Consider the following 22,477-nt stretch of genomic DNA (forward strand, 5'->3'; position numbering starts at 1 on the left):
GGCCTCATGGAACCATGAGCCTCGTGCAGGCTGCATCACCGGGCGACGGGCTCACCCGCAACCGACTGGCGGACCGACTCACGGCCGCCGTGACCTCGGTCGGCCCCGTCTCCACGCCCGTCCTCGTGGTCGACCTGGACGCCTTCGACGCCAACGCCGACGACCTCGCCCGCCGCGCCGGAGGTACGCCGATCCGGGTGGCCTCGAAGTCGCTGCGGGTCCCCGCGCTGGTCAGCCGGGCGCTCGCGCACCCGGGCTTCGCCGGCGTGCTGGCCTACACGGTGGCCGAGGCGCTGTGGCTCGAGGAGCACGACGTCTGCGACGACGTGGTGGTGGCCTACCCCAGCGTCGACCGGGCCTCCCTCGCCGCGCTGGTGGCGTCGCCACGGGCAGCCTCGCGGATCACGCTGATGGTCGACGACCCGGCCCACCTCGACGTGGTCGACTCCCTGCGCCACTCGCACGCCGTGCCGGTCCGGGTCGCGATCGACGTCGACGCAGGGCTGCGGATGGCCGGGCAGCAGATCGGGCCGAAGCGGTCGCCGCTCTTCGACGTGTCCGCGGTCGTCTCGCTGGCGCGCACGATCGCGGCGCGGCCCGGCTTCCGCCTGGTCGGGGTGATGACCTACGAGGGCCAGGTGGCCGGCGTACCGGACGACGTACCGGGGCAGCGCGCACGGTCGACGGTGGTGCGGCAGGTCAAGCAGCGCTCGATCGCCCAGCTGCTCGAGCGGCGGGCGGAGATCGCCCGCGAGCTCGCCCCGGTGGCGGACCTCGAGCTCTGGAACGCGGGAGGCTCGGGCTCGCTGGAGTCGTCGGCGGCCGACCCGGTCGTCACCGAGGTGACCGCGGGCTCCGGCCTGCTCGTGCCGGGCCTGTTCGACCACTACCGGGCGTTCGCACCCCGGCCGGCGGCCTACTTCGGCCTCCCGGTCACGCGGATCCCGGGGCCGGGGGTCGTGACGGTCCACGGGGGCGGGCTGATCGCGTCCGGGCCCACGGGCGCCGACCGCTCGCCGCTTCCCTGGGCTCCGGCCGGTCTCCGGCTGACCGGTCTGGAGGGCGCCGGTGAGGTGCAGACGCCGTTGACCGGCAGCGGCACCGCACGGCTGCGGATCGGCGACCTCGTGTGGTTCCGCCACGCGAAGTCCGGTGAGCTGTTCGAGCACGGCAACCAGGTGCACCTGGTCCGCGGCGACGAGGTCGTGGAGACGGTGCCGACGTACCGAGGAGAGGGGTTGGCGTTCTGATGGTGCCGCCGAGCGGGGAGCAGTACCGGATCGAGGCGGAGGGGTACGCCGCCGTGGTCACCGAGAGCGGCGGGGCGCTCCGCGCGTTGTCGTACGACGGACAGCCGCTCGTCGACGGATTCGACAAGTCCGCGATGTCCTCGGGCGGCCGCGGGCAGGTGCTCGTGCCGTGGCCGAACCGGATCCGGGACGGCCGCTACACCTTCGCCGGCACCGAGCAGCAGCTCGCCCTCACCGAGCAGAAGCGGCACAACGCCTCGCACGGCCTGGTGCGCTGGGCGGCGTGGTCGCCCGTCGAGCAGACACCCGACCGCGTGGTCCTGGGCTACCGGCTGCCGGCGCAGACCGGCTACCCGTGGACCCTCGACCTCACCATCGCCTACGCGCTCGACGCTGACGGCCTGACCGTGACGCAGTCGGCGACCAACCGGAGCGGCGGCGCGGCGCCGTACGCCTCGGGTGCGCATCCCTACCTGCGGGCGGGCGAGGGCCCCGTCGACGACTGGGAGCTCGAGATCGCCGCCCAGTCCTACCTGCGCACCGACCCCGAGCGACTGCTGCCGATCAGCCGCGGGCCGATCGAGGAGATCATGCTGGACGACGACCCGGACGTGATCGGCGGACTCGTGCTCAACCACGCCGTCACCGACCTCGACCGGGACACCGACGGACGCGCCCACGTGTGGCTGCGCAGCGACCGGGGCGCCGGGCCGGGCGTGGAGCTGTGGGTCGACGAGCACCACCGGTGGCTCCAGCTCTACACCGCCGACGACACCTCGACCCCGCGGGTGAGCCTGGCGGTCGAGCCGATGACCGCTCCCCCGGACGCGTTCAACTCCGGCGACGACCTGGTCGTCCTCGAGCCGGGTGCGACGTTCGGGGCCTCGTGGGGGATCAGGCGCCTGGACGCCCGGCCCTGAGGGCCAGGTAGGTCTTCAGCTCCCGCACGGCGTAGCGCGCCTTGCCGCCGTCGGACTGGTGGATCCCCATCGCCGAGCAGGTGGTGCCGTCGGACAGGTCGAGCGTCGGCCACGGCGCGCCACGAGGCATGCGCACCGCGACGACCTCGGCCCACTCGAAGCGACGGGTCCGGTAGCCGTTGACGATGACGAGGCCGTCCTCCGTGGCGGTGATGCGCGAACGCGCCAGCGCGTAGAGCAGGGCGTCGCCCACCAGCACGAAGCCCAGCACGGTCAGCCGCTGCGGGACCGTGATCGCGTCCTTGGTCTGCTGCGGGAACGTGAACCACATGAAGATGAAGATCCCGAGCAGCACGATGCCGAAGGCGTACGCCGCGTAGCGCGGGCCGATCGGGCGCCACGTCCGCGGCAGCGGCGGCATCTCGGCGAGCCTCCGCCCGCCCGGGACCTCAGAGTCGGCAGGCATGCAGATCGGTCGTGATGATGCCGCGGGCACCCACGCGGTACAGGTCGTCCATGACGCGCTGGGCCTTCTCGCGCTCGACCATCGAGCGGACCGCGACCCAGCCCTCCCGATGGAGCGGGCTGACCGTCGGGCTCTCGATGCCCGGCGTCAGGGCGACGGCCTGCTCCACGTGGGCGGCCGGGATGTCGTAGTCCATCATCACGTAAGCGCGCGCGACAAGGACGCCCTGCACGCGGCGGAGGAAGATGTCGAGCCCGTCGGGATCCGAGCCGGGACGGGTGATCATCACCGCCTCGGACTCGAGGATCGCGTCGCCGAAGATCTCCAGGCCGGCGTTGCGCAGGCTGGTGCCGGTCTCGACGACGTCGGCGATCGCATCGGCGACGCCGAGCTTGATGCTGCTCTCCACCGCACCGTCGAGGCGTACGACGGTCGCGTCGATGCCCTTCTCGGTGAGGTAGCGGGTCAGCATGCCGTCGTACGACGTCGCGATCCGCTTGCCGGCCAGGTCGGCCTCGCTCGAGCAGGTGCCCGGGACGGCCGCGAAGCGGAACTTGGACCGCCCGAAGCCGAGCTGCATCGCCTCGTCGGCCTTGGCGCCGGAGTCGAGGAGCAGGTCGCGCCCGGTGATGCCGACGTCGAGGGTGCCCTCGCCGACGTACAGGGCGATGTCCTTGGGACGCAGGTAGAAGAACTCGACGCCGTTCTCCGGGTCGAGCTTGGTGAGCTGCTTGGACTCGCTGCGCTGGGCGTAACCGGCCTCGCGCAGGATGGTGGACGCGGCCTCGGAGAGCGCGCCCTTGTTGGGTACGGCGACCTTCAACATCTGAGTTCCTAGAGGTGGGTGTAGACGTCCTCGAGCGTGAGTCCGCTCGCGATGATGAGGACCTGGGCGTGGTAGAGCAGCTGGCTGATCTCCAGCGCCGTCGCCTCGGGGCCCTCGTGCTCGGCGGCCATCCACGACTCGGCGGCTTCCTCGATCAGCTTCTTGCCGATCGCATGGACGCCGGCGTCGAGCTGCTGGACGGTGCCGGATCCCTCCGGCCGCGTGCGGGCCTTCTCGCTCAGCTCAGCGAACAGCTCGTCGAACGTCTTCACAGGTGACAAGCCTAGGGCCGAGCCCTCCTGGATGAGGACTCGGCCCAGTCGGCGGGACCCGGGTGGCGTCAGCCGTGGCGGCGCAGCTTGCGCAGCGTGTACGCCGTCTGCAGCGCGGCGGACGTGGCCTCGTAGCCCTTGTCCTCCTTGGAGCCCTCGAGACCGGCGCGATCCAGGGCCTGCTGCTCGTCGTCGCAGGTGAGCACGCCGAAGCCGATCGGCGTCTGCGCGTCGATCGAGACCCGCGTCAGACCGTCGGTGGCCGCGTTGCAGACGTAGTCGAAGTGCGGCGTGCCGCCGCGGATCACCACGCCGAGCGCGATGACAGCGTCGTACGACGGCGCGAGGGCGGCCGCCGTCACCGGCAGCTCGAAGGTGCCCGGCACCCGGACCACGACCGGTGCCTCGATCTTGAAGTCGGCGAGGGCGCGCTGGGCACCGGCGAGCAGGCCGTCCATGACCTGGGTGTGCCAGCTGGCCGCGACGACCGCGACCCGCAGGTCGTGGCAGTCGATCGGCTCGAGGTCGGGGGCGCCGTGTCCGGCCATGTCAGTTCTCCTCTTCGGTGGTCGAGTAGCCGCGAGCGCCAGCGAGCGGCGTATCGAGACCCTCGTCCTGGTGGTCCAGCGCGAGGTCGGGCAGCTCGTGGCCCATCCGGTCCCGCTTGGTGAGCAGGTAGGCGAGGTTGTGGTCGTTCGGGTGCGGGGTCAGCGGCACGCGCTCGGCGACCTTGATCCCGTAGTCCTCGAGGTTCTCGACCTTGTCGGGGTTGTTGGTCATCAGCCGCACGTCGCCGATGCCCAGGTCGCGCAGGATCTGGGTGGCCGCGCCGTAGTGGCGCGCGTCCGCCGGCAGGCCGAGGTCGAGGTTGGCGTCGACCGTGTCGCGGCCGCCGTCCTGCAGCTGGTAGGCCTGCAGCTTCGCGACCAGGCCGATCCCCCGGCCCTCGTGGCCGCGCAGGTAGACCACGACCCCGCGGCCCTCCTGGACGATCCGGTCCATCGCCTCGTTGAGCTGCGGGCCGCAGTCGCACCGCTGCGAGCCGAAGACGTCGCCGGTGAGGCACTCGGAGTGCACCCGGGTCAGGACCGGTGTGCCGTCGGAGAGGCTGGCCGGGTCGCCGTACACGAGGGCGACGTGCTCGCTGCCGTCGACGGTGATCGTGTAGCCGAAGGCGGTGAAGTCGCCGTGCGTCGTGGGGAGCCGGGTCTCGGCGTTGCGCACCACGTGCACCTCGGTACGCCGGCGGTAGCGGACCAGGTCCTCGATGGAGATCATCGCGAGCCCGTGCTCGTCGGCGAACGCGCGCAGCTCGGTGGCGCGCTTCATCGTGCCGTCCTCGTTGACGACCTCGACCAGGACGCCGGCCGGCGTGAGCCCCGCGAGGCGGGCCAGGTCGACGGCGGCCTCGGTGTGGCCCCGGCGTACCAGCACGCCTCCCTCGCGATAGCGCAACGGGAACACGTGACCGGGGCGGGTGAGCTCCCACGGCTCGGTGGCGCTGTCGGCCAGCACGCGCGCCGTGTGGGCGCGGTCCTTGGCGGAGATGCCGGTGGAGACGCCGTCGCGGGCATCGACCGAGATGGTGTACGCCGTGCGGTAGGCGTCCTTGTTGTGCGGGGTCATCAGCGGGATCTCGAGCCGGTCGAGCATCTCCCCCGGCATCGGCACGCAGATCACGCCGCTGGAGTGGCGGATGGTGAACGCCATCAGCTCCGGCGTGGCCTTCGAGGCGGCGAAGATGATGTCGCCCTCGTTCTCGCGGCCCTCGTCGTCGACCACGATGACGGCCTTGCCGTCGCGGATGTCGGCGATGGCGCGCTCGACCGGGTCGAGGCGCACGCCGCCGTGCTGGACGCTGTGGCTCATCGGTTCACTCCTGACTGCAGCAACTTCTCGACGTGCTTGGCAAGGATGTCGGCCTCGAGGTTCACCCGGTCGCCCACCTGGCGGAAGCCGAGCGTGGTGCGGGCGAGGGTCTCGGGGATCAGGCTGATGGTGAAGCTGTCCTGCTTCGCCTCGACGACGGTCAGGCTGATGCCGTCGACGGTGATCGAGCCCTTGTCGACCAGGTAGCGGCTGAGGTGCTCGGGGAGGCTGATCTCCACGACCTCCCAGTGCTCGCTCGGGGTGCGCGACAGGATCTCGCCGACGCCGTCGACGTGGCCCTGGACGATGTGGCCGCCGAGCCGGGTCTGCGGGGTGACGGCGCGCTCGAGGTTGACCCGGTCGCCGGGCTGGACGCCGCGCAGCGAGGTCTTGTCGAGCGTCTCCTGCATGACGTCGGCGGTCCAGGTGCCATCGGTGCGCTCGGCGACGGTCAGGCAGCAGCCGTTGACCGCGATCGAGTCGCCCAGCCCGGCGTCGGTGAGCACGGTGGTGGCGTCGATGGTGAGCCGGATCGCGTCGCCCTGGTCCTCCAGTGCGGCGACGGTGCCGAGCTCCTCGACGATGCCGGTGAACATCTCTACTTCTCCTCGTTGGTCGGGGTGACGCGGGGGCGCAGCGTGAGCCGCAGGTTGATCAGCTCGTCGGCAGGGTCGTCGGAGGCCGGTAGCAGCACAAGGGAATCGACCAGGTCGAACCGAAGCGCCTTGTCGATGCTGCGGATCCCGAGCCGGCCCACCGCCGACCTGCCGCTGCCGAGCAGGGTCGGTGCGACGTAGGTGACGACCTCGTCGACCAGGCCGGCCTTGAGGAACACCGCGGCCAGCTTGGGGCCGCCCTCGAAGAGCACGTGCTGGCGGTCGTGGTCCTGGTAGAGGCTGCGCAGCGCCTCGAGCGGGTCGTGGGTGCGCAGCTGGACCGTGGCGGCCGCGTCGTCGAAGACCCGCCGGCTCTGCGGGAGGTCACGGTTGCCCATCACCGCGCGGAGCGGCTGGCTCAGCAGCAGCTCACCGTCGGCGTCGCGGACGGTGAGGTGCGGGTCGTCGACCTCGACCGTGTTCGAGCCGACGAGCATCGTGTCGCAGAGCGCGCGGAGGACGTGGGCGTCGCGGCGGGCCGCTGCGCTGCTCACCCAGCGGCTGCTGCCGTCGGTGGCCGCGCTGCGGCCGTCCAGGGTCGTCGCGAACTTCCAGGTGACGAAGGGCCGGCCGTGCTCGTGGGCGAAGGTCCAGGTCGGGTTGAGGGCCCGGGCGTCCTCGGCGAGCAGACCGGTGTCGGTCTCAACCCCGGCCGCCTCGAGGGTCTCGATGCCACCGCCCGCGAGGGGGTTCGGGTCGCGCTGGGCGATCACCACCCGGCGTACTCCTGCGGCGATGAGGGCCTGGGAGCACGGACCGGTGCGGCCGGTGTGGTTGCAGGGCTCGAGGGTGACGACCGCGGTCGCGCCCCGGGCTGCGTCGCCCGCGGCACGCAACGCCTCGACCTCGGCGTGCGGGGTGCCGGCGCCGTGGTGGAAGCCCTCGGCGATGACCTCGCCGTCGGGCGTCAGCAGGACGCAGCCGACACGCGGGTTCGGGTGCAGGGGTACGCCGGGGGCGGCTGCGATGGCGAGCGCGCGACGCATGGCGTCGTACTCGTCGGCGAAGGCCACTTGCTGCTCCTCACGGGTCCTCTGCTCGGGACTCCGGGGCATCAGTGGCTCACGACGCGTGGGCGTCGAGAGGTGCGTGCACTTCCCATCCGGACTTTGACCGTCGGTCCAGGAGTTGCACCTGGTCAACCGACCACTGGCTGTGGTCGGGTCGCGGACTTTCACCGCCGGCTCGGAGTTTCACCGACCCCAGAGCACGCGAGCTCTTGTGGGTCCATGGTGACACATCCGCCCCGGGGGTCGGTGGGTGAGTCCCGTCACGGACGGTTGTCCACAGGTGCCGGAGGGCGCGGTTGCGGGCCGGGGTCCGGCGGCGGACGGTGGGGCGATGATCTCGGCGATCCTCGAACGACAGTCAGGTGTGATCTCGCGCGAGCAGGCGTACGACGGCGGCATGGACGACGGGGACCTCCGCCGACTGGTCCGTCGCCGGCGGTGGGCGCGGGTCCATCCCGGCGTGTACGTCGACCACACCGGTCCCCTCACCTGGCTGCAGCGCGCGTGGGCGGCGGTGCTGTTCTGCGGACCGGCTGCCGCGTTGTGCCACGCGTCGGCACGGCGGGCGGCGGACGGGCCGGGGCGCGTCGGGGCCGACGAGGGCGTCATCCACGTGGCGATCGACCACCGACGTACCGTCCGGGCACCGGCGGGCGTGCGGGTGCACCGGGTGGTCGCGCTGGACGCGACCGTGAGCTGGCGGACGTCGCCACCCCGGCAGCGGCTCGAGCACGTCGTGATCGCCCGCGCGGCCGCCGCTCCGCGCGACATCGACGCCGTCGCCGAGATCGGCCGTGCCGTGGGGGCGCGGCTGACGACCGCTGCACGGCTGGTCGAGGCGTTGGACACGACGCCCCGGGTGGCGCGGCGCCGGTTCCTGTCGGCCGTGCTGGCCGATGTCGGTGCGGGCACATGCACGGCACTCGAGCGCGGCTACCTCAGCCGGGTGGAGCGGGCGCACGGCCTGCCCGGCACAGGGCGGACGCTGCAGGACTCCTCCGGCGGCGCCGTCCGCACGCTCCGGTACGCCGAGGGGCTGGTCGTCCTGCTCGACGGCCGCTTCCCCGTGCGGGCGGGCGAGGAGCTCCCCGACACCGACGTGGTCCGGCTCGGGTGGCACCAGGTCCACGAGAAGGGATGCGCCACCGCGGCGAGGATCGCGGCGATGCTCAGGGCGCGGGGTTGGGAGGGGCAGGTCCGGTCGTGCCCGAGGTGCCTGCCACCGCTCGCCCGCGCGGCGTGAGCTACTGGTGGGCGCAGGCCTTCGCCGCCTTGTCGCGCAACGCCTCGACCATCGCGTCCGGGTCGTCGGCGGAGTAGACGGCGGAGCCGGCCACGAACGTGTCGGCGCCGGCCTCGGCGCAGCGCTCGATCGTCTCGAGGCTCACACCCCCGTCGACCTGGAGCCAGATGTCGCCGCCGGTGCGCTCGATCAGCTCACGCGTGCGCTGGATCTTGGGCAGCACGAAGTCCATGAACCGCTGGCCGCCGAAGCCGGGCTCGATGGTCATCAGCAGGACCATGTCGAACTCGCCGAGCAGGTCGGCGTACGGCTCGATGGAGGTGGCCGGGTTGAGCGCCAGGCTGGCTCGCGCGCCGGCCTTACGGATCTCCCGTGCCGTCCGGATCGGGGCCTTCGCGGCCTCGGCGTGGAAGGTCACCGAGCGGCAGCCGGCCTCGACGTACGTCACGGCGTTGCGATCGGGGTCCTCGATCATCAGGTGGGCGTCGAGCGGGAGGTCCGTGCTGCGCGCGAGAGCCTCGACCATGGTCGGGCCGAAGGTCAGGTTGGGCACGAAGTGGTTGTCCATGACGTCGACGTGGACCCAGTCCGCGCTGGGGATCCGGGCAACCTCCGCCCCGAGGTTCGCGAAGTCGGCGTTGAGGATCGACGGCGTGATCTGGATGCCCACGGCCCGGAGTCTAGGAGGTGACCGCCGGACGGAGGACGCCGCTCACCCGGGTGGGCCATCGTGGTCCGGCCGAACTGCTGATCCCGCGTACCTCGGCGGCACCGATGATCGTTGGGGAAGAGCTGGGACGACGAGGAGGTGCGTCATGCCGATGATGAACAGCGAGGCCCGCAAGCGGGCCGTGTCCGGGGCGGTCATGCCCAACGGATCCACCGACCCCCGGCTGCTCGCGCACCGCCTGGCCGACCAGTGGGACGCCGAGGCCGATCACGAGGACGCCTGCGGCAACGGCTTCGCCGCGGTCATCCTACACGCGAACGCGCGGGAGCTCCGGGCGGCGTTGTCACTCCCGATCAGCGCCTGAGTCCGTCTTCTCCGTCGGCCGCGCCCTCGGCCTCGTCGCGATCGGCCCACGCGACCAGCGGGGCGATGTCGAAGACGTGGTCGTCGATGTCGTGGTGGAGGTCGCCGAGCTCGGCGTACCGCTGCGGCACGGTGCGGATGGTGAAGTCCCTGGGGTCGGCCGCGTCGATCTCGTCCCAGCGGATCGGGGTGGAGACGCGGGCGTCGGGGAGGCCGCGCACCGAGTACGCCGCCGCGATGGTGTGGTCGCGGGCGTTCTGGTTGTAGTCGACGAAGACGGCCCGGGGGTCGCGGTCCTTCTTCCACCAGGTGGTGGTGACCAGGTCGGGCGCGCGTCGCTCGACCTCGCGCGCGAAGGCGAGGGCCGCCCGGCGTACGCCCTTGTGGTCGAGCTCGGGCTTGATCCGGACGTAGACGTGCAGGCCCTTGGAGCCGCTGGTCTTGGGGTAGCCGACCGCGCCGAGCTCGTCGAGGACCTCGTGCGCGACGTGGGCGGCCCGCCGGATGTCGTCGTACGTCGACTCCGGGCCGGGGTCGAGGTCGATGCGCCACTCGTCGGGCTGCTCGGTGGTGCCGCGGCGGCTGTTCCAGGGGTGGAACTCGACCGTCGACATCTGGACCGCCCAGATCACCGCCCCGAGCTCGGTCACGCAGAGCTCGTCAGCCGTCCGCTTCCACCGCGGGAAGTACAGCTGGACCGTCTCGACCCAGTCGGGCGCGCCCGCCGGCAGCCGCTTCTGGTGCACCTTCTCCCCCGGCTCCCCGGTCAGCCCCTTGGGGAACCGGTGCAGCATGCAGGGCCGCTCGAAGAGCGCGTTGACGATGCCGTCGCCGACCGAGAGGTAGTACTCGACGAGGTCGAGCTTGGTCGCGCCGATCTCCGGGAAGTAGATGCGGTCCGGATTGGTCACCTTGACCACGCGGTTCTCGACCTCGACCTCGGTGAACGGGCTCGCCACGTCGGCAACCCTAGTGCGCCGCGAGGCTCCCGCCGGTGAAGCGCTCGTCGTCGGTGACCTCGCGGATCACCGGGAGCCAGGCCGGCGGGTCGGCAGGTACGACGTCGCCCCGGTCGATCTCGGCCACCAGCGTGCCGTCGTCGTGCTCGTCGACGGCGATGACGAGGCCGTCGGTGACGACCTCGCGCAGCCGGAGCCGGGTGCCGTCGACGTACCGATCGGTGATGGCGGAGACGCGGGTGACGCCCTCGGGGAGGGCGGAGAGGAGGAAGCGGCGCTCACCGCCAGCCGAGCGCGGGCGCGATATGGGTGAGGATCGACTCGATGACGTGGGCGTTGTAGTCGACGCCGAGCTGGTTGGGCACGGTGAGGAGCAGGGTGTCCGCGGCCGCGATCGCCTCGTCCTCACCGAGCTGCTCGATGAGGACGTCGGGCTCGGCGGCGTACGAGCGACCGAAGATCGCGCGCATGTTGTCGATCTCGCCGATCTGGTCGTCGTCCGGACGGTCGCCGAAGTAGGCGCGGTCCGTGTCGGAGACCAGCGGGAAGATCGACCGGCTCACCGACACCCGCGCCGCGCGGTCGTGCCCGGCCTCCGCCCAGGCCTCGCGGAAGATCCGGATCTGCTCGGCCTGCTGGACGTGGAACGGCTGGCCGCTCTCGTCCTCCTTGAGCGTGGAGCTCATCAGGTGCATGCCCTTCTCGGCGGCCCAGCGGGCCGTGCCGTTGGACGCGGCACCCCACCAGATCCGGTCGCGCAGGCCGTCGGAGTGCGGCTCGAGCCGCAGCAGGCCGGGCGGGTTCGCGAACATCGGACGCGGGCTCGGCTGCGCGAACCCCTCGCCCTCGAGCACCGAGAGCAGCACCTCGGTGTGCCGGCGCGCCATGTCGGCCTCGGTCTCGCCCTCGGCGGGGGCGTAGCCGAAGTAGCGCCAGCCGTCGACGACCTGTTCCGGTGAGCCGCGCGAGATGCCGAGCTGCAGGCGCCCGTCGGCGATCAGGTCGGCGGCGCCGGCGTCCTCGGCCATGTACAGCGGGTTCTCGTAGCGCATGTCGATGACGCCCGTGCCGATCTCGATGCGCTCGGTCTTCGCCCCGATCGCGGCGAGCAGCGGGAAGGGGCTCGCGAGCTGGCGGGCGAAGTGGTGCACCCGGAAGTAGGCGCCGTCGGCGCCGAGCTCCTCGGCGGCGACGGCGAGGTCGATCGACTGGTGGAGCACGTCGGACGCCGACCGCGCCTGCGACGACGGCACCGGCGTCCAGTGGCCGAAGCTGAGGAACCCGATCTTCTTCATGTTGGTTGAACCTTCAACGTGTCTCCTGGATTCCCTCGGCCGCTCCTGCGTCGTGCTCGCCACGCTAGTCCCGCGGCGTCGTACCGTCGGCGCACCGGCCCTCGCGAGCGCCGCTGCAACGTGGCGACGGGGTCGAGGCGTCCAAGGAGATGTGATGGCAGACGACGAGTTCACGACCTTCGTGTGGGAGACAGGTACCCGCCTCCACCGCGCCGCTCTGCTGCTCACCGGCGATCACCACCTCGCCGAGGACCTGACCCAGGCGACGTACGCCAAGGTCTTCGCGTCCTGGCGCCGGGTGCGCGCGACGGACAACCCGTTCGGCTACGCCCGCGCCACCCTGCTCAACACCTACCTGTCGCACCGCCGGCTGCGGCGCAACAGCGAGCGGCCCAGCGACCTCTCGGCCGAGGACGGCGGCACCGTCGCCGCGGTCGACCCGGCCGACCGCCTGGACCTGCTCGCCGCGCTGGCCACCCTCGACCCGCTCGACCGGGCGGTCGTCGTCCTGCGCTACTGGGATGACCGCAGCGTGAGCGACGTGGCGCTCGACCTCGGCCTCACCGAGACCACCGTCCGCACCCGCGCTCGCCGCGCCCTCCAGCGCCTCCGCCCCCACGTCTCCGAAAGGACCTCCTCGTGAACGACGAATCCCACCTCGAGTCCGGTCTCGGCACCGCCCTGCGCGCGTACGCCGAGTCCACGTCCACCGATCTCGACGCCCTCGTCACCCGCTCGCGCCTGGCCGGCACCCGGATCCGACGGCGCCGCCGCGTCGGCGTCACGCTCGGCACCGCCACCGCGGTCGCCGGCGTCGTCGGCCTCGCCTCGGTCGGAGGCATCCTGTCCGGCGGGACCACGGCGAAGCAGCAGGGCTTCGCCGCCCAGCCTGACACCGCCGCGCTGGCGGCCGGGCAGAGGATCGACCTCGGTCACGGCCTGGTCGGCACCGTGCATGCCTGCAAGAAGGAGCCCGCAAGCCTCGGCGCCTGCGTGGTGCCCCATGTCGCCGCTCCCGCGGTGAGCTTCAACCGCAAGGGCATCGGAACCGGCTACGCCCTCGTGGTGACCGGTCGCGCCCCGAAGGGCGCCCTGGCCCAGGCCGCGGTCTTCGACCGCATCCAGCGGCGGTTGCCCGGCATCGCCATCGTGATGCCGCAGGCGCACCAGATGGCCGGGACGTCCGCACCACCCGCGATCTACCAGGGGCAGGACGTGACGATCCACCTCGCGGGGTGGAAGCAGGTCGGGCCGGTCGCCGACGACAAGGAGACGCTCGAGGGCCCGGGTGGCGCGGTCGCCGACATCGTCTGGCGCGACGGCTCCGAGCACGACGCCTGGGCCGCCTCCTCGGACAAGGGGAACGCGCCCGGTGTCTGGACCAGCGCGGTCCACGACGGCGTCTTCGTCAGCATCCAGGGCGGTCTGGGCACCACCGATGCGGACATCCAGGCCCTCGGCGCCTCGCTGACCTGGAACTAGGAGCTCCTAGCGCTTCCGCAGCAGCGCGAGGAACATCGCGTCGGTGCCGTGCCGGTGCGGCCAGAGCTGGGCCGTGCCCGGCAGCGGGCCGGCGGCATCGGTGAGGTTCGGGAGCAGCGGCGTCACGTCCTCCAGGTGTACGTCGCTCCGCTCGGCCAGCACGTGCTCGACCACACCGGCCGTCTCGGCCAGGACCGGCGAGCAGGTCGCGTAGAGCACCACGCCTCCCGGGCGGACCAGGTCCAGGGCGCTGAGCAGCAACCGCCGCTGGAGGTCGACGAGGACCGGCAGGTCGGCCGGCGTACGACGCCACCGGGCCTCGGGCCGGCGGCGCAATGCACCCAGGCCGGAGCACGGCGCGTCGACGAGCACGCGGTCGAAGCTGCCCGGCTCGAACGGGGCCGCGGTGCCGTCGCCCTCGACGACCGTGACGTCGCCGCCGGCCGCTGCGATCGGCGCGAGGTTGCGCTCGACCAGGCGCGCGCGGTGGTCGTGCAGCTCGAGTGCCGTCAACGAGGCGCCGCGCTGGCGGGCGAGCGCCGCCAGCAGCGCCGCCTTGCCGCCGGGGCCCGCGCAGAGGTCCAGCCAGCGCTCCCCTTCGGTCCTTGAGCCTGTCGAAGGGTCGAGCGGGGCGGTCGCCGCTGCGAGGGCCACCAGCTGCGAGCCCTCGTCCTGCACGCCCGCGCGACCGTCGGCCACGGCGCGGACCGCGCCGGGGTCACCGCCCTCGAGCACCACCCCGAACGGGCTGTACGCCGTCGGCTCCCCCGGCAGCTCGGACGGCTCGCAGAGCCCGGGTCGTGCCACGAGGGTCACCCGGGGCGGCACGTTGTCGGCGGCGAGCAGGGCGTCCGGGTCGGCATGCGGGTCGGCACGGAGCAGCTCCTCGACCACCCAGACCGGGTGGCTGGTGCGGATCGCCAGGTCCGCCGGGCTGCTTCCCGGGGCGAGCTCGGCCAGCCAGTCGTCGAGGTCGCGCTTGGCCACCGAGCGGAGCACGGCGTTGACGAAGCCGCCGGCGCCCTGTCCCTTGCGGTCGCGGGCGAGGTCGACGCTGGTCGAGATCGCCGCGTGCGTCGGGACGCGCATCGACAGCAGCTGGTGGGCGCCCATCCGCAGCACGTCGAGGACGGTCACCTCGACCTTGCGCAGCGGCCGGTCGATGCAGGCGGCCAGGACGGCGTCGTACGTGCCCTGACGGCGGATCGTGCCCGAGGCGAGCTCGGTGACGAAGCCCGCGTCACGGCCGTCGAGCCCGAAGGTGCTGATCACGCCGGGCAGGACCAGGTTCGTGTAGGCGTCGTCGGAGCGGACCGCCTGCAGCACGGCGAGTGCCGCGGCCCGGGGCTTGTCGACGCGGCGCGGGCGACTCACTCGAACCGGGCCCCGTCCGGCAACCGCGCACCGCGGGCCCAGTCCGCGGCGCCCATCTGCTTCTTGCCGAACGCCTTCACCTCGCCGAGGCGTACGGCGCCGCGGGCCGTGCCGACGAGCACCTCGTTCTTCCCGATGCCGAGCAGGCCGGGGGCGAGCTCGTCGGTGTCGACCGGGGTGACCGGGCCGAGCTTGACCCGCTCGCCGGCGTACTCGGTCCACGCGCCGGGGAACGGGCTGCACGCGCGGATGCGCCGGTCGACCGCCATCGCGGGCTCGGTCCAGTCGACGCGGGCGTCCTCGACCTCGATCTTGGCGGCGTAGGTGATGCCGTCCGTCGGCTGCTCGCGTGCCTCGATCTGGCCGCTCTCGATGCCGTCGAGCGTCGCGACGAGCAGGTGGGCACCGCCCTCGGCCAGGCGCCCGAGCAGGTCGCCGGCGGTGTCGGTGGGTCGGACGACCTCCGTCATCAGCCCGTACGTCGGACCCGCGTCGAGCTCCTTCACGATGCGGAACGTCGTCGCACCGGTCATCTCGTCGCCCGCCCAGATCGAGCGCTGCACCGGCGCCGCACCGCGCCACGCGGGCAGCAGCGAGAAGTGCAGGTTGATCCAGCCGTGCCGCGGGATGTCGAGGGCCGACTGCGGCAGCAGCGCGCCGTACGCGACCACCGGGCAGCAGTCGGGGGCGAGCGCCTGCAGCTGTTCCTGGAAGTCGGGGTCGCGGGGGTGCGACGGCTTGAGGACCGGTACGCCGAGCTCCTCGGCCCGCGCCCCCACCGGGCTCGGGGTGAGGCGTCGGCCGCGGCCCGCGGGCGCGTCCGGGCGCGTCACCACACCGACGAGCTCGTGGGGAGACGCGGCGATGGCCTCGAGCGACGGCAGCGCCACCTCGGGTGTCCCCGCGAAGACGACCTTCACGACTCCGCCCTCACAGGCCGAACCCACCCGTGGCGTGTGGGGAGACCCGGATCTGGGGCTGCTCGAGGCCGAACCAGTCCGACTCCCGGATCTCCCGCATCGCGGCCTTGCGGGCGTCGGACTCGATCCGGTCGATGAACAGGATGCCGTCGAGGTGGTCGGTCTCGTGCTGGATCGCCCGGGCGAGCAGCTCGGAGCCCTCGATGCGGACCGGGTCGCCGTACATGTTGAAGCCGGAGGCCACGACGGACAGCGCACGTCGGCAGTCGTAGGTCAGCTCGGGCAGCGACAGGCACCCCTCGGGGCCGTCCTGGATGTCGTCGGACAGCTCGAGGACCGGGTTGATCAGGTGGCCGACCTCGCCGTCGACGTACCAGGTGAAGGCGCGGAGCCCGACGCCGATCTGCGGGGCGGCGAGGCCGGCGCCCGGCGCGTCGAGCATGGTGTCGGTGAGGTCGGCGACCAGCTGGCGCACCTCGGCGTCGAAGTCGACGACCTCGATCGCCTTCTTGCGCAGGATCGGGTCGCCGAAGAGTCGGATGGGTCGCACAGCCACGTGCGCAAGCCTAGAGGTCCGGCGGCCGGCAGCGTGGCGGGAGTCGGGCCGGCCGCCTCCGGACCCGCGCGCGCCTACGGAGCCGTGCCCTCGAGGTCGGTCCGACGGAGCCACGCTCGGCCATCACAGGTCCGGCGGCCGGCAGCGTGGCGGGAGTCGGGCCGGCCGCCTCCGGACCCGCTCGCGCCTACGGAGCCGTGCCCTCGAGGTCGGTCCGACGGAGCCACGCTCGGCCATCACAGGTCCGGCGGCCGGCAGCGTGGCGGGAGTCGGGCCGGCCGCCTCCAAACCCGCTCGCGCCTACGGAGCCGTGCCCTCGAGGTCGGTCCGACGGAGCCACGCTCGGCCATCACAGGTCGGAGGGGTCGACCCTCACCTTGACGGGATCGAGCTTCCGCGCGGAGCGGACCCGGTTGAGCTCGCGGCAGGCGGCGCTCAGGTACGGACCCTCGACGTACGGGACCCGTACGACGACGCGCGACTGCTCGTCCTCGACCGGCAGCGGCCCGAGGACCTCCGCGTGCTCGGGCAGGTCGAGGATCGTCAGGGCGTCGTCGACCGCGCCCGGGTCGCCGGTGATCGTGACCAGCCGGCTGACCGGCGGCAGGTGGGCGGACGCACGGTCGTCGAGCTCGTGCTCCGCGAAGGCGGCCGGCGCCCAGCGGACCAGGGTCTGCAGGACGGGGTCGGCCGGGTCACCGACGGCGAGCGCCCGCCCACCGGGGCGGACCAGGGCCGCGGCGTTCATCCAGCGCCGCAACGCCTCCTCGCGCACCCGCAGCGACGGACGCGCCAGCGCCAGCCACGTGTCGAGCAGGACCACGGCGGCATAGCCGGCGCCCTCGACCACGGGCTCCGCCCCCGGCGTGCTGACGACGATGGACCGCGGACGGTCGGGCACGGTGGATCGCACCTGCTGGCCGCCCGAGCTGACCACGCGGACGCCGGGGAAGGCCCGACCGAGCTCCTCGGCGGTCCGCGACTCCCCCACCACGGGCGCACGGAGGCCGCGGTCGCCACACGCGGGACAGACCCACGCGGTGTCCTCGGCACCGCACCAACCGCAGGTGGGCGGTGCCGTCGCGGCGTCCTGGCGGAGCGGTCCGGTGCAGGTGCGACACCGGGCGGCGGTCCGGCAGGTGGCGCAGGCCAGCGCGGCGGCGTACCCCTGGCGGGGGACCTGGACGAGCACCGGACCGGCCTCGACGGCGTCGCGGATCAGCCGGTGCACCTCCTGCGGGAGGCGGGCGCTCCGCGCCCACGGGTCGCGGTGCAGCTCGAAGTCGGTCGCGCCGGTGACGCCGGAGGTCACGTGCGCCCGCAACGCGTGGCGGTGCGGCGTCAGCTCGACAGCGACACCGGTGCGGACGAGCAGCTGTCCCTCGGGGGTGCGGGTGTGGCCGCCGATCACCAGCGCCGCGCCCTCCACCTCCGCGCGGATCATCGCGACCTCGCGGGTGTGGAAGTACGGCGCCCGCGGCTCCTCGTGCAGGTCGTCGCCGTCGTCCCACACGACCACGAGCCCGAGGTCGCGGACCGGCGCGAAGACAGCGCTGCGCGGGCCCACCACGACCCGCGTCTCGCCGCGGCTGATCGCGAGGAAGTCGCGGTAGCGCTGGGCCGGGCCGGAGTCGGCGGACAGCACGACGTGCGGGCACGCGGCGGCGTCGAGCGCCGCGCCGACCCGGGTCGCGTCCCGCCCGTCCGGGACGACGACGAGCGTCCCGCGGCCTCCCGCGAGCGTCGCCGACGCCGCGGCCGCCACCTGGTCGACCCACGGCGCTCCCGGCAGCGCGCCCCACACCACCCGCGGGCTGTCGCCCCGCGCGAGCGCCTGCACCAGCTCCGGTCCGCGCGGCCAGGCCGCCCAGGCCGCCGGCTCGACGCGCCCCTTGGGCACGGGCGCCGGGACCCACGGCTCCTTCTCGACGGTGGCGTGCCGCGGCGGCACGGCCAGGCGCAGCAGCGAGGAGCGGGTGCCGGCGTACCTCTCGGCGACGCGGTCGATCACCGCGAGCACCTGCGGGTGCAGCACCGGCTCCGGGCTCACGACGCGACGCAGCGGCGCCAGCCGGCCCGCGTGGTCGCTGTCGGCCCGCCGCTCGAGGACGAACCCGTCCACGTCCTGTCCGGCGAAGCGCACCTTCACCCGGACCCCGGCCCGCGCCGACTCGGCCATCGTCACCGGCACGGCGTAGTCGAACTCCCGGTCCAGGTGCGCGAACGGCAGGTCGGGCACCACCCGGGCCACCGGCAGCTCGTCCGTGATCTCCACCGACGCCGCCTTGCGGGCGCGGGTCGCGGCCGCCTTCGCGCGCCCCTCCGCGGCACGGTCACGGACCAACCCCGGGAGGTCCAAAAATGGCTCGTCGGGGGTCATGTCCAAGCCTCGTCGATCGGGCGAAGCCCGAGCGACGTCGGGCGAGGAGGTCGAGTGTCGCCGCGGCCGAGCTCGCGAGGCCGCGACGCGACGTATCGAGACCCCCGAAGAAGAAGATCGGCCGCAACCACACAGAGAACTCTGTCAGTTGCGGCCGACACTTCGTCGGGGCAGGTCAGATGCCCGCGGCAGCCTTCAGCGCGTCGGCGCGGTCGGTGCGCTCCCAGGTGAACTCGGGGAGCTCGCGGCCGAAGTGACCGTACGCCGCGGTCTTGGCGTAGATCGGGCGACGCAGGTCGAGGTCGCGCAGGATGGCTGCGGGACGCAGGTCGAACACCTGCAGCACGGCCTCCTGGATCTTCTCGTCCGGGACGACGCCGGTGCCGAAGGTCTCGACGAAGACGCCGACCGGCTTGGCGACGCCGATGGCGTAGGCGACCTGGACCTCGGCGCGACGGGCCAGGCCCGCGGCGACGATGTTCTTGGCGACCCAGCGCATGGCGTAGGCGGCCGAGCGGTCGACCTTGGACGGGTCCTTGCCCGAGAAGGCGCCGCCACCGTGGCGGGCCATGCCGCCGTAGGTGTCGACGATGATCTTGCGGCCGGTCAGGCCGGCGTCACCCATCGGGCCGCCGACGACGAACTTGCCGGTCGGGTTGATGTGCAGCTTGTAGCCGTCGAACGGGACGCTCGTCTTGAACTGCTCGAGGACGGGCTCGATGACCTTCGCCTTGATGTCCGCGGCGATCTGCTCCTGGCTCACGTCCTCGGCGTGCTGGGTCGACAGCACGACGGTGTCGACCCGGACGGCGCGGTCGTCCTCGTCGTACTCGATGGTGACCTGGGTCTTGCCGTCGGGGCGCAGGTACGGCAGCGTGCCGTCCTTGCGGACCTCGGTGAGCTTCTCGGCGAGCGTCTGCGCGATCTTGATCGGCAGCGGGAACAGCTCCGGGGTGTCGTCGCACGCGTAGCCGAACATCAGGCCCTGGTCGCCCGCACCCTGCTGGTCCAGCTCGTCGGCCGAGCCGCCGAGCCGCACGTCCTCGGCGGTGTCGACCCCCTGCGCGATGTCGGGCGACTGCGCGCCGATCGCGACCTGGACGCCGCAGGAGTTGCCGTCGAAGCCCTTGTCGGAGGAGTCGTAGCCGATCTCGAGCACCTTCTGGCGGACGAGCTGGGCGACCGGGGCGTACGCCTCGGTGGTCACCTCGCCGGCCACGACGACGAGGCCGGTGGTCAGCAGCGTCTCGACCGCGACGCGGCTGGTGGGGTCGTGCTCGAGGAGGTAGTCGAGCACGGTGTCGCTGATCTGGTCAGCGATCTTGTCCGGGTGACCCTCGGTCACGGACTCCGAGGTGAACAGACGTCCAGTCACTGCTAACTCCTGGTCTAGATAGGGGTGCCGTAGAGGACTGTACGTGGCCCTCCCACGGGTGCGTCCGAAGTCCGGACATTGGTCTCAGGAAATGAGCGCTGCTACACGATCCCAGATGACGTGCGCGAGAGCCGACTTCGACCCGCGGGGAACCGATGTCGAGGAGCCGTCGGCCGCGAGGATCACGGCCTCGTTCTCCTCCTCGCCGAAGACCGCTCCACCGCTGACGTCGTTGACGACCAGCAGGTCGCAGCCCTTGCGGGCGAGCTTGGCGCGGGCCAGGTCGAGCACGCCGCCGGTCGCGTCACCGGTCTCGGCGGCGAAGCCGACCACCACGATGCCCGGGCGCGGGCGGTGGTGGCTGAGCTCCTTGAGGATGTCGGGGTTCTGCTCGAGCTCGATCGTCGGCGCGGAGCCGTCGGTCGCCTTCTTGATCTTCACGCTCGAGGTCGTCACCGGGCGGAAGTCCGCGGGCGCGGCGGCCATGACCACCGCGTCGGCGCTGCCCGCCGCCGCGAGCACCGCGTCACGCAGCTCCGCGGTCGACCGGACGCCGACCACCTTGACGCCCGCCGGGTCCGGCAGCGTCACATTGGCCGCGATCAGCGTCACCTCGGCGCCGCGGGCGGCGGCGGCGCGGGCCAGCGCGTAGCCCTGGCGGCCCGAGGAGCTGTTGCCGAGGTAGCGCACCGGGTCGAGCCGCTCACGGGTGCCGCCGGCGGACACGACGACGTGGCGTCCCGCCAGGTCGAGAGCCGGTACGGCGCCGCGCGCGAGGACCTCCGCGCACAGCTCGAAGATCTCGGCGGGGTCGGGCAGCCGGCCCTTACCGGTGTCCTTGCCGGTCAGACGCCCCTCGGCGGGCTCGATCACGACGGCGCCGCGGGCGCGCAGCGTGGCCACGTTCACCTGCGTCGCCGGGTGCTCCCACATCTCGGTGTGCATCGCCGGGGCGAACACGACCGGGCAGCGCGCCGTCAGGAGCGTGTTGGTGAGCAGGTCGTCGGCCAGGCCGTGGGCCGCACGCGCGAGGGTGTTCGCCGTCGCCGGCGCCACCACGACCAGGTCGGCCTCCTGGCCGATCCGGACGTGCGGGACATCGGTGATGTTCTCGAACACCTCGGTCGCGACCGACTTGCCCGAGAGCGCCTCCCACGTGGGGGCACCGACGAACTCCAGCGCGGACGCGGTGGGGACGACGGTGACGTCGTGCCCCGACTCGGTGAACCGCCGCAGCAGCTCGCACGCCTTGTAGGCGGCGATGCCGCCCGAGACGCCCAGGACGACCCGGGACACGGTCGTTGCCCTCAGGTCACTCGGTCTCGGAGAGCGGCGCCTCGGCGGCAGCCTCGGCCGCGGCCAGCTCGGCCGGGTCGATCTCCTCGCAGGTCAGCAGGTCGGCGCTGATCTCGCGCAGCGCGATCGACAGCGGCTTCTCCTGCACGTGGGTCTCCACGAGCGGGCCGACGTACTCCAGCAGGCCCTCGCCGAGCTGGGAGTAGTAGGCGTTGATCTGCCGGGCGCGCTTGGCTCCGTAGAGGACCAGACGGTACTTGCTGTCGGTCTTGGCGAGCAGGTCATCGATCGGGGGGTTGGTGACACCCACGGCGTCGATGTTCGGGGCAGACACTACGGAGATACCTCACGGTCGGATGACGGGGAACCCAACAATGCTACCAACTCCTCCGCAGCAGCATGAACTTCGCGGTTGACGATCGTCGCGTCGAACTCGCTCTCCGACGCCAGCTCCTCCCGCGCGGTGGCGAGCCGGCGCTCGCGCTCGGCCTCGGTCTCGGTGCCGCGACCGACGAGCCGGCGGACCAGCTCCTCCCACGACGGCGGCTTGAGGAACACGAAGAGGGCCTCCGGCATGGTCGCCCGCACCTGCCGCGCGCCCTGCAGGTCGATCTCCAGCAGCGCGGGCCGGCCGCTCGCCAGGGCCTCGTCGACCGGGCCGCGCGGCGTGCCGTAGCGGTGGTGGCCGTGGACGACGGCCCACTCCATCAGGTCGCCGTCGGCGACCATCCGGTCGAACTCCGCGTCGTCGACGAAGAGGTAGTGCACACCGTCGACCTCGCCGGGCCGGGGCCTGCGCGTGGTGGCCGACACCGACAGCCACACCTCGGGGTGGTGCTCGCGGACGTCAGCGACGACCGTGCCCTTGCCGACGGCGGTCGGACCGGCGAGCACGACCAGGCGGCTCCCGTCCGCCATCAGTCGAGGCCGAACTCACGCTCCAGGGCGGCGATCTGCTTCGCACCGAGCCCCCGGACGCGTCGCGACTCAGCGATGCCGATGCGCTCCATCATCTGGCGCGCGCGCACCTTGCCGAGCCCCGGGACCGACTGCAGGAGGTCGATGACCTTCATCTTGGCCAGCACCTCGTTGGTCTCGGCCTCGATCAGCACGTCGGCGATCTGGGCGCCCGAGTGCTTGAGCCGATTCTTGATCGCGGCGCGCTCGCGGCGGGCTGCAGCCGCCTTGTCGAGCGCGGCCGCACGCTGTTCCGGGGTCAGAGGAGGTAGGGCCACATCGGCACACTAGCCAGCCGCCCCGACACCCAGCAACGCAGGTAGGTACTGGAGTTTCTG

At 72.6% G+C, this 22,477-nt stretch carries 25 protein-coding genes and 1 riboswitch; of the genes, 6 read left to right on the forward strand and 19 right to left on the reverse strand.

Annotated elements, in window-relative coordinates:
- Positions 1-14 precede the first annotated feature (14 nt).
- A complete protein-coding gene (locus tag ACYVAQ_RS17235; RefSeq protein WP_460791652.1) occupies positions 15-1,250 on the forward strand; it encodes an amino acid deaminase/aldolase in 1,236 nt (411 codons plus the stop codon).
- The gene (locus ACYVAQ_RS17240; RefSeq protein WP_460791653.1) at positions 1,250-2,170 is read left to right on the forward strand and encodes an aldose 1-epimerase family protein; all 921 of its coding nucleotides are present in this window, start codon (positions 1,250-1,252) and stop codon (positions 2,168-2,170) included. Before ACYVAQ_RS17235 ends, ACYVAQ_RS17240 begins: the two co-directional genes overlap by 1 nt.
- Here the strand turns inward: ACYVAQ_RS17240 and ACYVAQ_RS17245 are convergent.
- The 7 genes from ACYVAQ_RS17245 to ribD all read right to left on the reverse strand — a co-directional run bounded on the left by ACYVAQ_RS17245 (position 2,145) and on the right by ribD (position 7,245).
- A complete protein-coding gene (locus tag ACYVAQ_RS17245; protein WP_460791654.1) occupies positions 2,145-2,636 on the reverse strand; it encodes a PH domain-containing protein in 492 nt (163 codons plus the stop codon). The genes ACYVAQ_RS17240 and ACYVAQ_RS17245 overlap by 26 nt on opposite strands.
- A complete protein-coding gene (gene hisG, locus ACYVAQ_RS17250) occupies positions 2,620-3,462 on the reverse strand; it encodes an ATP phosphoribosyltransferase (protein ID WP_460791655.1) in 843 nt (280 codons plus the stop codon). Before hisG ends, ACYVAQ_RS17245 begins: the two co-directional genes overlap by 17 nt.
- Before the next feature lie 8 nt (positions 3,463-3,470).
- Positions 3,471-3,734, reverse strand: a complete 264-nt coding sequence (locus ACYVAQ_RS17255; RefSeq protein ID WP_460791656.1) for a phosphoribosyl-ATP diphosphatase — start codon at positions 3,732-3,734, stop codon at positions 3,471-3,473.
- 68 nt (positions 3,735-3,802) lie between these two features.
- On the reverse strand, positions 3,803-4,282 hold the full coding sequence (gene ribH, locus ACYVAQ_RS17260) for a 6,7-dimethyl-8-ribityllumazine synthase (RefSeq protein ID WP_460791657.1): 480 nt from the start codon (positions 4,280-4,282) through the stop codon (positions 3,803-3,805).
- A gap of 1 nt (position 4,283) precedes the next feature.
- Complete coding sequence (locus tag ACYVAQ_RS17265; protein WP_460791658.1) at positions 4,284-5,603, reverse strand: bifunctional 3,4-dihydroxy-2-butanone-4-phosphate synthase/GTP cyclohydrolase II; 1,320 nt, start codon at positions 5,601-5,603, stop codon at positions 4,284-4,286.
- Entirely contained in the window at positions 5,600-6,199 is a 600-nt protein-coding gene (locus tag ACYVAQ_RS17270; RefSeq protein WP_460791659.1) for a riboflavin synthase, read from the reverse strand. Before ACYVAQ_RS17270 ends, ACYVAQ_RS17265 begins: the two co-directional genes overlap by 4 nt.
- A gap of 2 nt (positions 6,200-6,201) precedes the next feature.
- Positions 6,202-7,245 (reverse strand): bifunctional diaminohydroxyphosphoribosylaminopyrimidine deaminase/5-amino-6-(5-phosphoribosylamino)uracil reductase RibD, encoded by a 1,044-nt coding sequence (gene ribD, locus ACYVAQ_RS17275; protein ID WP_460791746.1) that lies wholly within the window; start codon positions 7,243-7,245, stop codon positions 6,202-6,204.
- A gap of 99 nt (positions 7,246-7,344) precedes the next feature.
- Positions 7,345-7,474, reverse strand: a riboswitch (FMN riboswitch).
- A 126-nt stretch (positions 7,475-7,600) separates the two neighbouring features.
- Between ribD and ACYVAQ_RS17280 the strand changes: the two genes are divergently transcribed.
- The gene (locus tag ACYVAQ_RS17280) at positions 7,601-8,512 is read left to right on the forward strand and encodes a type IV toxin-antitoxin system AbiEi family antitoxin domain-containing protein (protein ID WP_460791660.1); all 912 of its coding nucleotides are present in this window, start codon (positions 7,601-7,603) and stop codon (positions 8,510-8,512) included.
- Between the two features lies 1 nt (position 8,513).
- On the opposite strand, the gene rpe is transcribed toward ACYVAQ_RS17280, so the two are convergent.
- The gene (gene rpe / locus ACYVAQ_RS17285) at positions 8,514-9,182 is read right to left on the reverse strand and encodes a ribulose-phosphate 3-epimerase (RefSeq protein WP_460791661.1); all 669 of its coding nucleotides are present in this window, start codon (positions 9,180-9,182) and stop codon (positions 8,514-8,516) included.
- Positions 9,183-9,327: 145 nt separating this feature from the next.
- On the opposite strand from rpe, the gene ACYVAQ_RS17290 reads away from it, so the two are divergent.
- Positions 9,328-9,546, forward strand: a complete 219-nt coding sequence (locus ACYVAQ_RS17290; RefSeq protein WP_460791662.1) for a hypothetical protein — start codon at positions 9,328-9,330, stop codon at positions 9,544-9,546.
- Here the strand turns inward: ACYVAQ_RS17290 and ligD are convergent.
- Positions 9,536-10,504, reverse strand: a complete 969-nt coding sequence (ligD, locus tag ACYVAQ_RS17295) for a non-homologous end-joining DNA ligase (protein WP_460791663.1) — start codon at positions 10,502-10,504, stop codon at positions 9,536-9,538. The genes ACYVAQ_RS17290 and ligD overlap by 11 nt on opposite strands.
- A gap of 278 nt (positions 10,505-10,782) precedes the next feature.
- Positions 10,783-11,799, reverse strand: coding sequence for an LLM class flavin-dependent oxidoreductase (locus tag ACYVAQ_RS17300; protein WP_460791664.1), 1,017 nt, complete (start codon positions 11,797-11,799; stop codon positions 10,783-10,785).
- A 154-nt stretch (positions 11,800-11,953) separates the two neighbouring features.
- On the opposite strand from ACYVAQ_RS17300, the gene ACYVAQ_RS17305 reads away from it, so the two are divergent.
- Both ACYVAQ_RS17305 and ACYVAQ_RS17310 read left to right on the forward strand, forming a co-directional pair.
- Positions 11,954-12,442: a sigma-70 family RNA polymerase sigma factor gene (locus ACYVAQ_RS17305; RefSeq protein ID WP_460791665.1), complete on the forward strand. Its 489-nt coding sequence runs from the start codon at positions 11,954-11,956 to the stop codon at positions 12,440-12,442.
- Positions 12,439-13,281 carry a hypothetical protein gene (locus ACYVAQ_RS17310; RefSeq protein WP_460791666.1) on the forward strand — a complete coding sequence of 281 codons (843 nt, stop codon included), beginning with the start codon at positions 12,439-12,441 and terminating at the stop codon, positions 13,279-13,281. Before ACYVAQ_RS17305 ends, ACYVAQ_RS17310 begins: the two co-directional genes overlap by 4 nt.
- A gap of 6 nt (positions 13,282-13,287) precedes the next feature.
- Here the strand turns inward: ACYVAQ_RS17310 and ACYVAQ_RS17315 are convergent, their stop codons facing one another.
- The 9 genes from ACYVAQ_RS17315 to mihF form a co-directional block, all read right to left on the reverse strand.
- Positions 13,288-14,655, reverse strand: coding sequence for an RsmB/NOP family class I SAM-dependent RNA methyltransferase (locus tag ACYVAQ_RS17315; RefSeq protein ID WP_460791667.1), 1,368 nt, complete (start codon positions 14,653-14,655; stop codon positions 13,288-13,290).
- Positions 14,652-15,575, reverse strand: a complete 924-nt coding sequence (gene fmt / locus ACYVAQ_RS17320) for a methionyl-tRNA formyltransferase (protein WP_460791668.1) — start codon at positions 15,573-15,575, stop codon at positions 14,652-14,654. Before fmt ends, ACYVAQ_RS17315 begins: the two co-directional genes overlap by 4 nt.
- A 10-nt stretch (positions 15,576-15,585) precedes the next feature.
- Positions 15,586-16,131: a peptide deformylase gene (gene def / locus ACYVAQ_RS17325; protein ID WP_460791669.1), complete on the reverse strand. Its 546-nt coding sequence runs from the start codon at positions 16,129-16,131 to the stop codon at positions 15,586-15,588.
- A 349-nt stretch (positions 16,132-16,480) separates the two neighbouring features.
- Positions 16,481-18,511: a primosomal protein N' gene (locus tag ACYVAQ_RS17330; protein ID WP_460791670.1), complete on the reverse strand. Its 2,031-nt coding sequence runs from the start codon at positions 18,509-18,511 to the stop codon at positions 16,481-16,483.
- Positions 18,512-18,686: 175 nt separating this feature from the next.
- Entirely contained in the window at positions 18,687-19,886 is a 1,200-nt protein-coding gene (metK, locus tag ACYVAQ_RS17335) for a methionine adenosyltransferase (protein WP_460791671.1), read from the reverse strand.
- 84 nt (positions 19,887-19,970) lie between these two features.
- Positions 19,971-21,182: a bifunctional phosphopantothenoylcysteine decarboxylase/phosphopantothenate--cysteine ligase CoaBC gene (gene coaBC / locus ACYVAQ_RS17340; protein WP_460791672.1), complete on the reverse strand. Its 1,212-nt coding sequence runs from the start codon at positions 21,180-21,182 to the stop codon at positions 19,971-19,973.
- 16 nt (positions 21,183-21,198) lie between these two features.
- Positions 21,199-21,516, reverse strand: coding sequence for a DNA-directed RNA polymerase subunit omega (rpoZ, locus tag ACYVAQ_RS17345; protein WP_460791673.1), 318 nt, complete (start codon positions 21,514-21,516; stop codon positions 21,199-21,201).
- Entirely contained in the window at positions 21,516-22,100 is a 585-nt protein-coding gene (gene gmk / locus ACYVAQ_RS17350) for a guanylate kinase (RefSeq protein WP_460791674.1), read from the reverse strand. The genes rpoZ and gmk overlap by 1 nt, the downstream gene beginning before the upstream one ends.
- Positions 22,100-22,417, reverse strand: a complete 318-nt coding sequence (mihF, locus tag ACYVAQ_RS17355) for an integration host factor, actinobacterial type (protein ID WP_460791675.1) — start codon at positions 22,415-22,417, stop codon at positions 22,100-22,102. Before mihF ends, gmk begins: the two co-directional genes overlap by 1 nt.
- Between the last annotated feature and the right edge of the window lie 60 nt (positions 22,418-22,477).

The organism is Nocardioides maradonensis, from assembly GCF_054777115.1.

Coding starts and splice junctions, on each gene's coding strand:
- ribH (WP_460791657.1), bottom strand. CDS start 4,282: ATGGCCGGACACGGCGCCCCCGACCTCGAGCCGATCGACTGCCACGAC.
- ACYVAQ_RS17290 (WP_460791662.1), top strand. CDS start 9,328: ATGCCGATGATGAACAGCGAGGCCCGCAAGCGGGCCGTGTCCGGGGCG.
- ACYVAQ_RS17240 (WP_460791653.1), top strand. CDS start 1,250: ATGGTGCCGCCGAGCGGGGAGCAGTACCGGATCGAGGCGGAGGGGTAC.
- ribD (WP_460791746.1), bottom strand. CDS start 7,245: ATGCGTCGCGCGCTCGCCATCGCAGCCGCCCCCGGCGTACCCCTGCAC.
- ACYVAQ_RS17280 (WP_460791660.1), top strand. CDS start 7,601: ATGATCTCGGCGATCCTCGAACGACAGTCAGGTGTGATCTCGCGCGAG.
- gmk (WP_460791674.1), bottom strand. CDS start 22,100: ATGGCGGACGGGAGCCGCCTGGTCGTGCTCGCCGGTCCGACCGCCGTC.
- ACYVAQ_RS17235 (WP_460791652.1), top strand. CDS start 15: ATGAGCCTCGTGCAGGCTGCATCACCGGGCGACGGGCTCACCCGCAAC.
- ACYVAQ_RS17265 (WP_460791658.1), bottom strand. CDS start 5,603: ATGAGCCACAGCGTCCAGCACGGCGGCGTGCGCCTCGACCCGGTCGAG.
- ACYVAQ_RS17330 (WP_460791670.1), bottom strand. CDS start 18,511: ATGACCCCCGACGAGCCATTTTTGGACCTCCCGGGGTTGGTCCGTGAC.
- ACYVAQ_RS17300 (WP_460791664.1), bottom strand. CDS start 11,799: ATGAAGAAGATCGGGTTCCTCAGCTTCGGCCACTGGACGCCGGTGCCG.
- ACYVAQ_RS17305 (WP_460791665.1), top strand. CDS start 11,954: ATGGCAGACGACGAGTTCACGACCTTCGTGTGGGAGACAGGTACCCGC.
- ACYVAQ_RS17245 (WP_460791654.1), bottom strand. CDS start 2,636: ATGCCTGCCGACTCTGAGGTCCCGGGCGGGCGGAGGCTCGCCGAGATG.
- ACYVAQ_RS17270 (WP_460791659.1), bottom strand. CDS start 6,199: ATGTTCACCGGCATCGTCGAGGAGCTCGGCACCGTCGCCGCACTGGAG.
- hisG (WP_460791655.1), bottom strand. CDS start 3,462: ATGTTGAAGGTCGCCGTACCCAACAAGGGCGCGCTCTCCGAGGCCGCG.